The organism is Burkholderia sp. B21-005 (assembly GCF_020843965.1).
GTDB lineage: Bacteria > Pseudomonadota > Gammaproteobacteria > Burkholderiales > Burkholderiaceae > Burkholderia > Burkholderia ambifaria.
In genome coordinates, this window is record NZ_CP086302.1 from 2,846,511 (window position 1) to 2,861,015 (window position 14,505).

The 14,505-nt window shown below is 66.7% G+C and carries 15 protein-coding genes; 7 read left to right on the plus strand and 8 right to left on the minus strand.

Translation table 11 applies throughout. The features are described from left to right. The first annotated feature begins 179 nt into the window (after window positions 1–179). From LMA02_RS29270 to LMA02_RS29280, 3 genes are all read left to right on the plus strand, one after another. On the plus strand, window positions 180–1,148 hold the full coding sequence (locus tag LMA02_RS29270) for a YopT-type cysteine protease domain-containing protein (protein ID WP_228908558.1): 969 nt from the start codon (window positions 180–182) through the stop codon (window positions 1,146–1,148). A 205-nt stretch (window positions 1,149–1,353) separates the two neighbouring features. Continuing rightward, window positions 1,354–2,259: an HTH-type transcriptional regulator ArgP gene (locus LMA02_RS29275; RefSeq protein WP_228908559.1), complete on the plus strand. Its 906-nt coding sequence runs from the start codon at window positions 1,354–1,356 to the stop codon at window positions 2,257–2,259. 159 nt (window positions 2,260–2,418) lie between these two features. Then, the gene (locus LMA02_RS29280) at window positions 2,419–2,631 is read left to right on the plus strand and encodes a DUF1059 domain-containing protein (RefSeq protein ID WP_228908560.1); all 213 of its coding nucleotides are present in this window, start codon (window positions 2,419–2,421) and stop codon (window positions 2,629–2,631) included. A 101-nt stretch (window positions 2,632–2,732) separates the two neighbouring features. Here LMA02_RS29280 and ltaE read toward each other — a convergent pair whose 3' ends face one another. Beyond that, complete coding sequence (gene ltaE / locus LMA02_RS29285; protein ID WP_228908561.1) at window positions 2,733–3,746, minus strand: low-specificity L-threonine aldolase; 1,014 nt, start codon at window positions 3,744–3,746, stop codon at window positions 2,733–2,735. 384 nt (window positions 3,747–4,130) lie between these two features. Between ltaE and LMA02_RS29290 the strand changes: the two genes are divergently transcribed. From LMA02_RS29290 to LMA02_RS29300, 3 genes are read left to right on the plus strand one after another with little or no spacing between them, the layout of a single operon-like run. After that, window positions 4,131–5,552, plus strand: coding sequence for a cytochrome ubiquinol oxidase subunit I (locus LMA02_RS29290; RefSeq protein WP_228908562.1), 1,422 nt, complete (start codon window positions 4,131–4,133; stop codon window positions 5,550–5,552). Between the two features lie 29 nt (window positions 5,553–5,581). Next, a complete protein-coding gene (cydB, locus tag LMA02_RS29295; RefSeq protein ID WP_006750654.1) occupies window positions 5,582–6,589 on the plus strand; it encodes a cytochrome d ubiquinol oxidase subunit II in 1,008 nt (335 codons plus the stop codon). Continuing rightward, window positions 6,561–6,740, plus strand: a complete 180-nt coding sequence (locus LMA02_RS29300) for a hypothetical protein (RefSeq protein WP_175762225.1) — start codon at window positions 6,561–6,563, stop codon at window positions 6,738–6,740. The genes cydB and LMA02_RS29300 overlap by 29 nt, the downstream gene beginning before the upstream one ends. Window positions 6,741–6,872: 132 nt before the next feature. On the opposite strand, the gene LMA02_RS29305 is transcribed toward LMA02_RS29300, so the two are convergent. From LMA02_RS29305 to LMA02_RS29330, 6 genes are all read right to left on the minus strand, one after another. After that, complete coding sequence (locus tag LMA02_RS29305; RefSeq protein WP_175708444.1) at window positions 6,873–7,067, minus strand: YqaE/Pmp3 family membrane protein; 195 nt, start codon at window positions 7,065–7,067, stop codon at window positions 6,873–6,875. 129 nt (window positions 7,068–7,196) lie between these two features. Continuing rightward, on the minus strand, window positions 7,197–7,652 hold the full coding sequence (locus LMA02_RS29310; RefSeq protein ID WP_416378692.1) for a TIGR00725 family protein: 456 nt from the start codon (window positions 7,650–7,652) through the stop codon (window positions 7,197–7,199). Window positions 7,653–7,722: 70 nt separating this feature from the next. Continuing rightward, the gene (locus LMA02_RS29315) at window positions 7,723–8,553 is read right to left on the minus strand and encodes an ABC transporter permease (RefSeq protein WP_228908563.1); all 831 of its coding nucleotides are present in this window, start codon (window positions 8,551–8,553) and stop codon (window positions 7,723–7,725) included. A gap of 10 nt (window positions 8,554–8,563) precedes the next feature. Next, on the minus strand, window positions 8,564–9,652 hold the full coding sequence (locus tag LMA02_RS29320) for an extracellular solute-binding protein (RefSeq protein ID WP_228908564.1): 1,089 nt from the start codon (window positions 9,650–9,652) through the stop codon (window positions 8,564–8,566). A 26-nt stretch (window positions 9,653–9,678) separates the two neighbouring features. Further along, window positions 9,679–10,722, minus strand: coding sequence for an ABC transporter ATP-binding protein (locus LMA02_RS29325; protein ID WP_228908565.1), 1,044 nt, complete (start codon window positions 10,720–10,722; stop codon window positions 9,679–9,681). 7 nt (window positions 10,723–10,729) lie between these two features. Continuing rightward, the gene (locus LMA02_RS29330) at window positions 10,730–11,581 is read right to left on the minus strand and encodes an ABC transporter permease (RefSeq protein ID WP_228908566.1); all 852 of its coding nucleotides are present in this window, start codon (window positions 11,579–11,581) and stop codon (window positions 10,730–10,732) included. Between the two features lie 162 nt (window positions 11,582–11,743). On the opposite strand from LMA02_RS29330, the gene LMA02_RS29335 reads away from it, so the two are divergent. Beyond that, window positions 11,744–12,640 carry a LysR substrate-binding domain-containing protein gene (locus LMA02_RS29335; RefSeq protein WP_228908567.1) on the plus strand — a complete coding sequence of 299 codons (897 nt, stop codon included), beginning with the start codon at window positions 11,744–11,746 and terminating at the stop codon, window positions 12,638–12,640. A 108-nt stretch (window positions 12,641–12,748) separates the two neighbouring features. Here LMA02_RS29335 and LMA02_RS29340 read toward each other — a convergent pair whose 3' ends face one another. Beyond that, window positions 12,749–14,425, minus strand: a complete 1,677-nt coding sequence (locus LMA02_RS29340) for an alkaline phosphatase family protein (RefSeq protein WP_228908568.1) — start codon at window positions 14,423–14,425, stop codon at window positions 12,749–12,751. Window positions 14,426–14,505 lie beyond the last annotated feature (80 nt).

The following is a 14,505-nucleotide window of genomic DNA, read 5'->3' on the forward strand; positions in this document are numbered from 1 at the left end:
TCATCGCGTTTTTTCGTATTTCGCCGTTCACGGTCGGTGGCAGTTCGCTAATTTCGAATTCATTCTCCCAATCAGCATCTGCCGTGAAATCCATATCATCCAACCCTCGCGCAATCGACAGCAAAATACCGCCACCAAGGGCAACCGAGGCGGCGGCCAAAACCGTCTAAGGGACATCCATGTCGAAGGTCATTAGCAACGGCGAAGCATCGGCACCCATAGCAGAATTTTCTCAGCCGAGGCCGGAAGCCCAGAAACCAAACGTTCACTCCAAAAGGGTCGGTTCGTCAGGGATGCTGTCTGAATTGGAGAACATCACACAGGGCCGCGAGACCGACCGGACTGGCACGCGCCCTCGAAAAATGTTTTCCTCGCTTAAAGAATTTGGAGACAAAACGTTTAAGTTTCAGCAAAGAAAATCCATCTCCGCATTGTCACGTTCCAATTTTTCGAAAATTGGCTTGTCAATTGATGAAAAAGAGTTGGAATCCCTTAAAGAGGGTACGTGTGAGTCACTCGCGTTGGGCTGGCTTGCGAGCAAGCTGCAGGCCGGTCATGGCCTTAGCGATAAATTGCAATCATGGGCGCCGCATCATCACGGTGTACCGAGCCAAACCGGGAATGCATCTCCACCGAATTCTGACGCCAACATCCACGTTATAAACGGGGGAATTCAATTGGAAATGGCTCGCGCGGAGATCGAAAGTAGCCGAAACGACACTTCCACGCATGAGTATTTTGACAGCATCAAACTCACGGGACTTGCAGGGGCCGATTTCCTGAAGCCGGAAATCGGGATTATAGAAGTAAAGCACGGCGGGCCCGACGAGAAACAGATTCAGGCGCATACCGCATTGGAACTAGCATGCGCCCAGCTTCCTCCCGGAACGGGTTTCAACATCAATTTCAGCATTCTTGATATTAATAAAAATTTCGACTTGGCAGGACGACATAGCATCTCGATTTATCGCGACAGCGACTCAAATATTCATTTCTTTGACCCCAACATAGGAGAATATAAAGTCAAAGATCCGAAATCGTTTTTTGAATCATGGGAAAACGCCACCGCCAACGGGAGAGGATGGAGGCTGGAAATTTTAACTGATGGAACTTATCCCGATGATATCAAGATGTTCGCCAGGAAATAATCAACGGGCGGGCGCTAAAGAGTCACGCAGGACACACGCATCAACTCGGGCTGCCATTCCTGCCGCGCGGGATGGCAGGTCATACGGCGTCGAAGTCGAAGACAAAAATTTTGCTGTTGTTGTTCTGAGGGAACCGCTGCTATATCCCACCCGCTGATGCTGAGGCAAACTACTACATTACAACTTGGCTCGATCCATCCGATACATGTCTCTGACGATCGATCCGAAGCAAGCCGCCGCGCTGCTGGCCGTCGCCGACACCGGCAGCTTCGAGCAGGCCGCCGTGCGCCTGCACGTGACCGCGTCCGCCGTCACGCAGCGGGTCCGCGCGCTGGAGGCGAGCCTCGGCACGCCGCTCGTGCTGCGCACGCGGCCGTGCCGGCCGACGGTGGCCGGGCAGCGCGTGCTGCAGCACCTGCGCCGCGTCGCGCTGCTGCAGGCCGACCTGCAAAGCACGCTCGCGGCCGAGCGCGAATCGCCGATCTCCGTCACGATCGCGCTGAACTCCGACAGCCTCGGCACCTGGTTCCTCCCCGCGCTGACTTCGGTGCTCGCGGGCGAGCGCATCCTGTTCGAGCTGATCGTCGAGGACCAGGACCACACGTTCGCGCTGCTCGAAAGCGGGATGGCTGTCGGCTGCGTGACGACCGAGCCGAAGCCGATGCGCGGCTGCGTCGCGACGCCGCTGGGCACGATGCGCTACCGGCTGCTCGCGGCCGCCGCGTTCGCGGGGCGCTGGTTTCCGCGCGGCCTGAACCGCACGAGCGCGCGCGATGCGCCGGTCGTCGCGTATTCGCGGCGCGACACGCTGCAGTCCACGTTCCTGAAGGAGAAGTTCGGGTTGCCCGAAGGCGCGTATCCGTGCCACTACGTGCCGGGCACGCACGCGCATTTCGCGGCGGTGCGGCACGGGCTCGGCTACGCGATGGTGCCGGAGCCGCTGATCGGCGGCGCACCGCTCGATGCACAGGGGCTCGTCGATCTCGCGCCCGTGCATCCGACCGACGTCACGCTGTACTGGCACGCATGGACGGTGCAGTCGCCGACGATGGCGTCGCTGTCCGCACGGGTGGTCGAAGCGGCGCGCCGGTTGCTCGCGCCGCTGCCGTGACGAGCGGGTAATCGACAGCGTCGGCGCGGCACGTGGTGCGGGACACACGGCGGCGAGGAACCCCGCCGCGCCGCCTATACTTTTTCCATCGGCCTCGCGAACGCGCCGCGCGGCCGATCAGGCCACTCCGGCCGCTCCCTTTCCCGTGAGGAGAACATCATGTCCCGCCGCTATATCGATTGCCGCGACTTTCCCAGCGCGATGAACTGCTCGGTCGCGATTTCCGCCGACTCCGACAACGAACTGCTGGAGGCCGCCGTCCAACATGCGGTCTCGGTGCACCAGCACACCGACAGCGCCGAACTGCGCACGCAGTTGAAAGCGCTGTTCCGCGACGGCACGCCGCCCGTCGATGCGCCCCGGCACGCGTAATCCGGCGGCACGACACATTCGACAGACGGGTTGCAGCGTCACCCTCCCCCTGCTTCGCGCCACATCGCGCCGGCGCTCCCCGCCGGCCGGCGCATTCCGCTTTACGCGCGACGCTGCGCGAAATACGCGCCAACCGTGTCGATGAAGGTGTCGATATCCGCGCGCGACACGTCGCGGTGCGTGACGAAGCGTGACGCGTACAGCATCTGCGTGAGGATCCCGCGCGCCTTGAGCCACGCCTCGAGCGGCGCGCAATCGGCTTCGGGAAATTGCGCGAACACCATGTTCGTCGCGTGCGACAGCACCTTCACTTGCTCGATGCGCGCGAGCCCTGCCGCGAGATGCGCGGCGTTCGCGTGATCGTCGGCCAGCCGTTCGACGTTGTGCTCGAGCGCATACAGGCAGGCCGCCGCGAGGATGCCCGACTGCCGCATCCCGCCACCGAGCACCTTGCGCCAGCGCTGCGCGCGCTCGATCAGCGCGCGATTGCCGACCAGCACCGAACCGACCGGCGCGCCGAGCCCTTTCGAGAAGCAGATCGACACGGTATCGAACGGCGCGCACAGTTCCGCGATCGGACGACCCGATGCGACGGCGGCATTGCACACTCGCGCACCGTCGAGGTGCGCGGCCAGCCCGCGGCTGCGCGCGAACGCGACGGCTTCCTGGACATAGCCTTCCGGCAACACGAGGCCGCCGATCGTGTTTTCGAGCGCGAGCAAGCGCGTGCGGGCGAAGTGATTGTCGAGCGGCTTGATCGCCGCGGCGATCTTCGCGAGCGGCAGCGTGCCGTCCGGTGCGTTCTCGATCGGCTGCGGCTGGATGCTGCCGAGCACGGCCGCGCCGCCGCCTTCGTACTTGTAGGTGTGCGCGAGCTGGCCGACGATGTATTCGTCGCCGCGTTCGCAATGGGCCATCAGCGCGGCAAGGTTGCTCTGCGTGCCGCTCGGGAAGAACAGGCCGGCTTCCTTGCCGGCCCGCTCGGCCGTGACCGCCTGCAGGCGCAGCACGGTCGGGTCGTCGCCCCATACGTCATCGCCCACTTCGGCGGCAGTCATCGCGGCCAGCATCGCCTGGCTCGGACGTGTCACGGTATCGCTGCGTAAATCGATCATCTTCGTGCCCTAGTGAACGCGGACCGGAACCGATGCGTCCGGCCTGCCGAAACGAGACTCAGAGTGTACGCAATTCACGCAGCGCCCGCCGACACCCCGCGACATCGCGATCCCTCATGCACACAGTCGTTCCAATGATGCGACGCGCCATATTGACGCACGTGCGGCAGACCGCCACGCCGCGACCGCCCGCGGTGCGAACGACGTTCTTGATACGAATCAACGATTTATGCCGAATTCGCGCGCGGCGGGCTGGACATCTGCGACGAGTTGGCACATTTCGCGGCGCAACATCGCGATCCATACTCCAGCCAACCCCGACGCCGGTTCGGCCGGGGTCCGCCGGCACCCGCCGGCGGGTATCGTCAGCCTCGGTCAACTGGTATGGACACCGCTCTTTCGGCCCTCGATCTGGCCCGCCTGCAATTCGCGTTCACCGTCTCCTTTCACATCGTCTTCCCGGCGCTGAGCATCGGCCTCGCCAGCTTCATCGCCGTGCTCGAATATCGCTGGCTCAGGACCGGCAAGCAGTACTACAAGACACTCTGCCTGTTCTGGTCGAAGATCTTCGCGGTCGCGTTCGGGATGGGCGTCGTCTCCGGCGTCGTCATGAGCTATCAGTTCGGCACCAACTGGTCGGGCTTCTCGAGCTTCGCCGGCGCCGTCACCGGCCCGCTGCTGATGTACGAGGTGATGACCGCGTTCTTCCTCGAAGCCGGCTTCCTCGGCATCATGCTGTTCGGCTGGAATCGCGTGAGCCCGCGCGCGCACTTCGGCGCGACGCTGATGGTCGCGATCGGCACGCTGATCTCGACGTTCTGGATCCTCGCGTCGAACAGCTGGATGCAGACGCCGCAGGGCTTCGAGATCGTCGACGGCCGCGTCGTGCCGACCGACTGGTTCGCGATCATCTTCAACCCGTCGTTCCCGTACCGCCTGTTCCACATGGCGATCGCCGCGTTCATCGTCGCCGCGCTGGTCGTCGCCGCGACGGGTGCATGGCACCTGCTGAAGGGTCGCCGCGACAAGGGCGTGAAGAAGATGTTCTCGATGGCGCTGTGGCTGCTGCTGGTGCTCGCGCCGCTGCAGGCCGTGATCGGCGACCAGCACGGCATCAACACGCTGAAGCACCAGCCCGCGAAGATCGCCGCGATCGAAGGGCTGTGGGATACCGAAAAGGGCGGTACCGCGCTCAACCTGTTCGGCATTCCGGACATGAAGGCCGAAACGACCCGCTACGCGGTGAAGGTGCCGCACCTCGGCAGCCTGATCCTCACGCACAGCTGGGACGGCGAGATCCGCGGGCTGAAGGACTTCCCGCCTGAAGACCGCCCGAATTCGACGGTCGTGTTCTGGAGCTTCCGGATCATGGTCGGCCTCGGCTTCGCGATGATCGGCCTCGCCGCGCTCGCGTGGCTGCTGCGCCGCCGCGGCAACCTGTATGAATCGAAGTGGTTCCAGCGCTTCGCGCTCGTGATGGGCCCGACCGGTTTCGTGTCGCTGCTCGCGGGCTGGGTGACGACCGAAGCCGGCCGCCAGCCGTGGGTCGTGTATGGCGTGATGCGCACCGCGAAGGCCGTGTCGCCGCTGTCGGTGCAGCAGGTCAGCCTGTCGATGATGACGTTCGTGATCGTGTACTTCCTCGTGTTCGGCACCGGCGTGTACTACATGCTGAAGCTGATGAAGACCGGCCCCGCGCTGCCCGACGCCCCGCATGACGCGGATCACGACAGGCCCGACACGCGCCTCGATCACACCGCGCGCCGCCCGATGTCGGCTGTCGACGAGCTGATCGAGACCGTCTGAGCCCACCCCTTTCGCAAACGAGAAAACCTATGGACGTCACCGTAATCTGGGCCGCGATCATCGCGTTGGGACTCTTCATGTACGTCGTGCTCGACGGCTTCGACCTCGGCATCGGCATCGTCTTCCCGTTCTTCCCGGACGAGAAGGAACGCGACCTGATGATGAACACCGTCGCGCCCGTGTGGGACGGCAACGAGACGTGGCTCGTGCTCGGCGGCGCCGGCCTGTTCGCGGTGTTTCCGATCGTCTATTCGACGGTGCTGTCGGCGCTGTACCTGCCGCTGATCTTCATGCTGGTGTGCCTGATCTTCCGCGGCGTGTCGTTCGAGATCCGCGCGAAGGCGCGGCGCACGAAGCAGCTATGGGATCTCGCGTTCATCGGCGGCTCGGCCGGCGCGACGCTGTTCCAGGGGATCGCGCTCGGCGCGTTCCTGCAGGGCATCAACGTGAAAGACGGCGTGTTCGCGGGCGACGCATTCGACTGGCTCACGCCGTTCAGCCTGCTGACGGGCCTCGGCCTGATCGTGACGTACGCGCTGCTCGGCTGCTGCTGGCTCGTCGCGAAAACGGAGGGCGATCTGCAACGGCGCCTGCATCGCGTGGTGTGGCCGCTGACCGTCGTGCTGCTCGGCTTCATCGCCGTTGTCAGCCTGTGGACGCCGCTGCAGGATCCGGCCATCGCGCAGCGCTGGTTCGATTCGGGGCTGTTCTGGCGCCTGCTGCCGGTGCCGTTCCTGGTCGCCGGGTGCGCGGTGTGGATGCGTCGCGCGGTGCGCGCGCGGCACGACATGACGCCGTTCATGCTCGCGCTGGCGCTCGTGCTGCTCGGCTATGTCGGCCTGCTCGTCACGATGTTCCCGTATGCGATTCCTCAGACGATGACGATCTGGGAAGCGGCCGCGCCGCGTTCGAGCCAGACCTTCACGCTGGTCGGCGCAGCGGTTATCCTCCCGATCATCATCGCCTACACGACGATGGGTTATTGGGTATTCCGAGGCAAGGTGCGCCATGAAGACCAGCATTACTACCACCACTGATTCCGCCGCTCACCAGCCCGACGCGCCGCGTCCGCGGATGCGCGGCTGGATGTGGTTCGTCGTTCTGTGGGCGGGCGGCGTGATCGGCGCCGTCACGCTCGGCTATGCGTTCAAGATCTTCATGAACCTGACGCTGTTTGCGGTGAAGTAGGCCGGCCGGCCGCTTCGATCGAACGATGATCGAGGCGGCCGTTTTCATTTCGTCGGCCGATTTGCCGATTTGCCGACCCGTCCGATTTCGCCGCATCCGCCCGGCATGCGGCGCCGCGGCCCTCCCCCCGGCCTACCGCCGCTCGCCCAACGCCGCTTCGATCTTGCGGTCGGTCTTGTACTGGCTCAACGCATACACCGACCAGATCGCGGCGGGCAGCCAGCCGATGATCGTGATCTGCAGAAGGAGACAGATGATTCCGGCGATCGGGCGGCCGATCGTGAAGAACTGGAACCACGGCAACAGCAGGGCAAGCAAAAGGCGCATCGGGAATCCTCCGGGGGCGTCGTTGAAAGTTCAGGCGCAGACAATATGACGGGCCGCGCGCCCCATTTCAAGTCCGAACCGGCACTCGCCTGCCGACGCAGCCGGCGATCGGTGCGCGCGCCATGCGACCTACGCCGCGTCGGCCAGCCACCCCGCAACCCGCGCGACGAGCCGGTCCGTTTCATCGAAGCACTCGACGCCCGCCACCGGCGGCGCGCCGCACATCGTGAACACCGGTTTGCCCCACTGCAGCCCGAGCGCGATCTCGGACAGCGTGCCGAGCCCGCCGCCCACCGCGACCAGGCACAGCGACGCACGCGCGATCAACGCGTTGCGCGTGATGCCGAGCCCGGTCGGCAGCGCGACCGTCAGATACGCGTTCGCTTCACGCGCATCGTCCTCGGGCAACAGCCCGATCGCGCATCCGCCGGCCGCGTGCGCGCCGCGCGCGGCCGCCTCCATCACGCCCTGCTTGCCGCCGCCGACGATGGCGATGCCCGCCGCCGCCAGGGCATGCGCGATCCGCTCGGCAGCCCGCATCTGTTCATCCGTCGCGTCGCGCGGGCCGATCACGCCGACCGGCATCCGGTGCCGGCGCGCGCCGCGTTGCCGTTGCGCGAGTTGCGCGAGCGCGTCGCGCGCCGCTTCCGACCACTCAATGACGTCGTTGCCGAACAAGGCCTTCCCCCAATGCAAGAACGCAGGTGCAGATCGCCGTCAGCACGATCGACAGCACGGCCGCCTGCGAGAAATCGGTTTGCCCGTCCGACAGCTTCAGATACATCAGCAGCGGCAGGATGTTGATCTGCGTACCGGCCAGCGCGAGCGCGGTGCCGTACGTACCGAGCGCGATCGCGGTCACGAGGCACCACGCGGACGCGACCGACGGCCACAGTTCGCGCCATGCGACGTCGAGCCACGCGCGCCAGGGCCGTGCGCCGAGCGTCAGCGCCGCCTCGAGCGGTCGCCGGTCGAGGTTCGCGAGCGCCGGATAGATCATCAGCGCGACCCGCGGGATCAGGTAATACGCATACGCGACCGCCAGCCCCGGCATCGTGTAGATCGCGCCGCCGAGCACGTTGGGGTCGGCGCCCAGCGACGCCGCCAGCGTGGTGACGAAGCCGGCGCGGCCGAACGCGAGGATGAAGCCGTACGCGATCACCAGCCCGGAGAACGCGAGCGGCACGCCGAGCAGCGCCAGCGTCCAGTGGCGGCGGGTGGGCGACTGCCCGGCCAGCGCGAACGCGACGGGCACGCCCACGCCGACCGACAGCGTGCCGGCGCCGACCGACAGCGCCAGCGACCGCGCGATGGCATCGGCGACGAGCGGATCGCGCAGCACCGCGGCGAACGCGCGGCCGCCGTCCGTGAATGCCGAGCCGACGAGCGCGGCGAGCGGCAACACGAAGCACACGGCCAGCAGGAGCGCCGCCGGAACCGCGCCGAAGCGGCGCAGCGCGCCGCGTTCGGCCAGGGAGGTCTGCATCGCGCGCTCCTTACTGGCCGAGCGTCGCCTGCGACCAGAGCTGGTCGACCTCGGCCTTGCGCGTCGCCGCCTTCGCCACGTCCAGCGGGCGCACCTGCGGCGCCTTCGGCAGCTTCGCCGCGACGTCCGGCGCGACCGGCGTGCCGGGCACGGCCGGCCGCACGAAGCCCTGCGCGAACAGCGCCTGCCCGACGTCGCTCATCACCAGGTTCAGCCAGAGCTGCGCGGCGGCCGGGTTCGGGCCGTTCTTCACGAGGCTCATCGCATACGGCGCCGACACGCTGCCGTCCTGCGGAATCACGACGTCGGCCGCGTCCCCCATGCCGTCGACGTACTTCGCCTTCAGGCCGTCGTTCTCGTAGCCGATCAGGATCGGAATCTCGCCCTTCACGAACTTCGCATACGGCGTCGTGCCCTCGACGCGCAGCACGTTGCCCGCACTCTTCAGCTTGCCGAAGAAGTCCGCGCCGGGCTTCGGATTCTCGACGCTCCCGCCGTTCGCATACGCGGCCGCGAACACGGCGACCTGCCCCTGTCCGGTCGAACGCGGGTCGAGGTAGACGACCGCATTGCGATATTCCGGCTTCAGCAGGTCGGACCACCGCTGCGGCACGTTCTTCACGAGCTTCCGGTTGACGAGGAACGCGATGTTCAGCGAGTGCACCGCGAACCAGCGGCCGTCCGCCGAGCGGAACACGTTCGGCAGCTTGTCGAAGTTGACCGGCTTGAACGGCGCGACGACGTCCTTGCTCTCCGCATCGAGCGCCGACGCGGCGAAGTAGTACGCGGTATCGGCCTGCGGACGGCGGCGCGACTTGTCGAGCGCGACGACGGTCGCCGCCGAGCCGATGTCGTTGTAGGTGATCTCGACCTTCGGATAGCGCTTGCGGAATTCGGCGAACAGCGCCTTCCAGTTCGCCCATTCGGGGCCGGTATCGAACGACACGACGAGCCCTTCGTCGGCGGCCTTTGCGTACAGCGCGTCTTCGCCCGGATACAGCGGCGCGGCATGCGCCGCGGCGCAGGAAAGCGCCACGAGCGCACACAGCGCCAGCACGCGGTTGCGCATGGCTTTCATGACAGGGGAGCCTGCAAGCATCGTGAATCTCCGTTGAACGAAAGGGGTCATCGCGCGTCCGGCGACGCCGGCAGCACGAGCAGATGGCGCGGCTCGACGGCGATACTGCGTGCGGCGGGCTCGCGCCCCTCGCACAGCAGCGCGTCGGCCGAGCCGTCCGGAATGAAGTCGTAGCGCTGCGTCGCGCCGAAGTAACGCACTTCCCCGCGACGGCCTTCGATGCGATTCATGCTGTGCGCCGGCGGGTCGGCCTGCACATGCTCGGGCCGTACCAGCACGTCGATCTCGCTGCCCGGCCGGTGCCCGTCGGTCGCGACGTTCAGCGTCGCGAAACGCACGTCGACCGTGCCGTGCGCGAGCACGCGCCCGCGCAGCAGCGTCGAGTGCCCGACGAAGCGCGCGACCTGCGCGCTGGCCGGACGCTCGTACAGCTCGCGCGGCGTGCCCACCTGCAGCACGCGCCCCGCGTCGACGATCGCGACGCGATCGGCCATGCTCAGCGCCTCGTCCTGGTCGTGCGTGACGAGCAGCGTCGTCGCACCGCATGCGCGCTGCAGCGCACGGATCTCGTCGCGCAGCTGATGGCGGATGCCGGCATCGAGCGCCGCCAGCGGCTCGTCGAGCAGCAGCAGCCTGGGCTCGATCACGAGCGCGCGCGCCAGCGCGACACGCTGCTGCTGCCCGCCGGACAGCATCGCGATGCCACGCTCCGCATGCGCCGCCAGCCCGACGCGCTCGAGCATCGCGTGCGCGCGCCGACGCCTGTCGCCCGCCGCGACGCCGCGCATCCGCAGCCCGTACCCGACGTTGTCGGCTACCGACAGGTTCGGAAACAGCGCGTAGTGCTGGAACACCATGCCCACCTCGCGCCGCCACACGGGCACGCCCGCCATGTCGTCGCCGCCGATCGCGATACGGCCGCTGCCGCCTTCGAGCAGGCCGGCCGCGAGCCGCAGCAGCGTGGACTTGCCGGACCCGCTGCGGCCCATCACCGCGAGCAGTTCGCCCTGCGCGGCGGCCAGCGTGACGTCGTCGACGCCATGCCGCGCGCCGGGATACTGGAAACTGACGTGTTCGAACTCGAGGCTCATGACGGACTCATTTCATGCGTTGTACGGTGCCGACCGACACGAGCGTCGCGATCACGGCGAGGACGAGCAGCACGACGGTGGCCGCGCACGCCATCCCCGACGCGCCATAGAACGCCTGCAGCAGCACGATCGGATAGTTGCGGTAGCGAAAGCCGGCGATCAGGTTCGAAATCTGGAATTCGCCGATCGACAGCGCGGCCACCATCACGAGCCCGGAAAACAGGCTGTGCCGCAGGTTCGGCAGCACGATCGTGAAGAACTGGCGCAGCGGCGTCGCGCCGAGCGTCGCCGCGCAGGCCTCGAGACGCGCGAGGCCGAGGTGGCGCAGATCGCTGAGCAGCGTCTGCAGCAGGTAGGGCAGCGTCAGCACCGCGTGCGCCGCGATCATCAGCGGCAGCGTGCCGAGCCACGGCAGCGTGTCGCCGCTGAAGATCGCGATGTAGCCGAAGCCGAGCGTCAGCGCGGGCACGCCGACCGGCATCAGCATCACGATGCGCGTCGCCATCCCGCGCCCGGCCTGTGCGCGGTGATGCAGCGCATAGGCGAGCGGCAGGCCGACCACCGCGTTGAGCGCGCAGCACGCCAGCGCGACCGTCAGGCTCACGCCGAATGCGCGGGTGAAGCTGCGGTTCTCGGCCAGGTCGGCGAACCAGTGCCCGGTGAAGCCGGTGGGCAGCAGCGTGTTCGTCCACGACTGGCCCACCGAACCGATCAGCAGCAGGGCGATCGGCAACAGCAGATAGAGTCCGAACACGGCGACGAGCGCGTGCAGCAGCAGGCGTCCGGCGCTCGGACGCACGGGCCGGTTACGCGGAACCGGAACACCATCGGCCAGTGCCGGGGCAGGAGACGCAGGCATGGAAAGACTCGCGAGCAAGAGACAAGGACACCGCACGACGCCCGCCAGGCGGGGCTGTCACGCGTTTTCCGAACGGCTGCAGTGTGCGGCGCCGACATGGCATCGTCATGAAAAAAACGTACAAAGCGCGCATCGATCTGTGCAAGGACGGAACAGCCGCCGATGAAACACCTGTATCCGAACGTGGCGGAGCTGCACGCATTCGCCACTTCCGCGAAGTACCTGAATTTCTCCTACGCGGCCCGGGAACTGGGCCTGACGCCGAGCGCGGTCAGCCGGCAGATCGCGAACCTCGAGGCACTGTTCGGCGTGAAGCTGTTCGTGCGCGAGGGGCGCGGCCTCGCGCTCACCCGCGCGGGCCAGGTCTACCACGCCCGCGTCGTCGGGCCGCTGCGCGAAATCGGCAACGCGTCGATCGAACTGCTGAGCGCGCGCGAGAACAGCGACCTGCTGACGATCGCGAGCGTGCCGACGTTCACGACCAAGTGGCTCTTGCCGCGGCTCACGCGCTTTCTCGCCACCGCGCCGAGCGTCACGCTGAGCTTTCGCCGCCATCTCGCGCCCGGCGACGTGTTTCCGTTCGGACTCGACGCGGCGATCCGCTACGGCGACGGCGCATGGGAAGGCGTACGAAGCGACTATCTGGGCGGGCGGACCTTCGTGCCGGTCTGCTCGCGCGAATTCGCCGATCGGCATGCGCTGCACGTGCCCGCCGACGCGGTGGCGGCGCCGCGTCTCGTGCACGAGCAGGCCGAGATTGCGTGGTCCGAATGGGCCGAGCGGTATCGCGCGACGCAGATGAACGCGCTGGCCGGACCGCGCTTCGAACAGTATTCGGTGCTGATTCAGGCGGCGCAGGCCGGGCTCGGGATCGCCCTCGTGCCGCGTTTCCTGATTCTCGACAATCTCGCGGCCGGCACGCTGATCGAGCCGTTCGACGCACCGGTCGACGTGCACGTGCAGGGCCACTACCTGTGCTACGCGCCGGAGCGCCTCGAAACGAGCGATGCGTTGCGGCGCTTCAGGGAATGGATGCTGGACGAATCCGCGCGCGGGTGACGCGGGCCGCGACTACGCGGATCGCCATGGGGAAGACGCCGCGCGCCACCGCACGGCAGGCGCGCTCCGCGCCGGACGCCGCCTTCGGGCGGCATCCGGCATCCAGCATCAACGCCCGATGCCCAGCCCCGGCAGCACGTGCGTGTTCTCGGCCACGACTGCGTTCAGCAGACGCGGTTCGGCGCCGAGCAGCCCGAGGATCGTCGGCGCGACCTGCTTCGTGCCGACGAGATCGCTCACGGTGCGCGCGCGATGGAGGCCCGGATACGACACGAGCAGGCCGAGGTGGCTGTCGTCCGGCGCGTTGCCGCCGTGCTCCTCGTCCTTCTTCGTGCTCGACGTGTAGATCACGCCCGGATTCGGCTGGACGATGATGTCCGGCGTGCGGCCGTTGGCCGGATCGCCGAAGCGCTCGGCCAGCGCCGCGCCGTACAGGATGTAGGCCTGCGAGCCGTCCGCGCAGATCCCCGGCGCGTTGCAGCCGAGGTTCGCCTTCAGCGTCTGCACCACGGCCGTGCGCTGGCTGCGGTCGCGCAGCCAGATCAGGCCGACGTCGTCGGTCTGCACCAGGCCCGTGCCGACCAGGCCCGAACCGTCGTTCAGGTTACCCGTCGCCGTGTTGTTCTGGCCGAAGTTGCCGTTCGGGTCGATGTAGTTGTTCGCTTCGAGCAGCTTCGTCAGCGTGTCACCGTTCTTCACGAGCTTGGTGTGATCGCTCGGCGACTGGCCGTGCTTCGCCGTGACGATCACGGCCGTCGACGAATACAGGTTCGCCTGCTTCAGCGCCGCGACGATATGGCCGATCGAGTTGTCGACGTACGTGATGGCGTTCGCGACCTGCCCGTTCGGCGTGAAGTTCGCATCGAGGTAGCCACCGCCCTTCGTCACCGCCGCCTTCTGCGCGACGCTCAGCGTCTGGAAGTCGGCGCCGAACAGCGTCGGCACCGGCGTGCTCTTGGTGCCCGTCGAGTCACGGCCGTTGATCTGGTTGATCAGCGCCTGCACGTGCAGGTTGTCGAATTGCGCGGTATGCGAATAGACGTCCGTATAGGCCGTTTGCGTCGCCGGATCGATCGAGTTGATCTCGGTGCGCATCAGATCGTCGACGCCCTTGCCCGACGGGCCGTTCACCCAGTCGTAGCCCCACGCATGCTTGTCGGCCCACGCGGTGTACGCGTTCGGCACGCCAGCCTTCACGGCTTCGAACACCGTGTTGGTCTTCACGTAGTCGTGCGGGTACACCGGCACGCACTTGCCGTTGACCTTCGCATTCGGGATCGCCTGCGGGTTGAACGCGCCGCCGCCGTCGAGGTGCACGAGCGCGCCGCCGTTGAATGCATCGATGCCGGTCGTCTCGTCGAACACGACGTTCCAGCCCTGCTTGCCCGAGCAGGTCGTGTCGCTCGGCGCGTACAGGTTGCGGTCGTACGACACGTCGTAGAACAGGCCGGCCGTCTTCGGCGAGCCGCCCGTCACGAGCGCCGCGAGGCCCGGGAACGAGTCCGACAGGCCCGGCGTATATGCGTTCGTGTACGTGACGCCGCTTTGCGCGAGCACCGCGATGTTCGGGCACGTATTCGCGCCGACGCAGCGCGCGAGATCCTGCTCGTGCAGGCCGTCGACGCTGATCAGCAGCACGTGCTTCACGACACGGCGCGCGTTGCCGCCGTTCTCGCCCTGGCCGTTGCCGTCCTGCTGCGCCGCGTAGGCGCCCGCGCTTGCGAGCGCCAGCGCGCCCGCCACCATCACCGCCATGTTTCGTTGCTTAGCGAACCTGGAAATCATCACCCCACCTCATCGATTGACGTTGAACCGCATGACTTGCCAACAGGCGCGCCAAATATCGGCGCGTCGTGCGGCGGTCG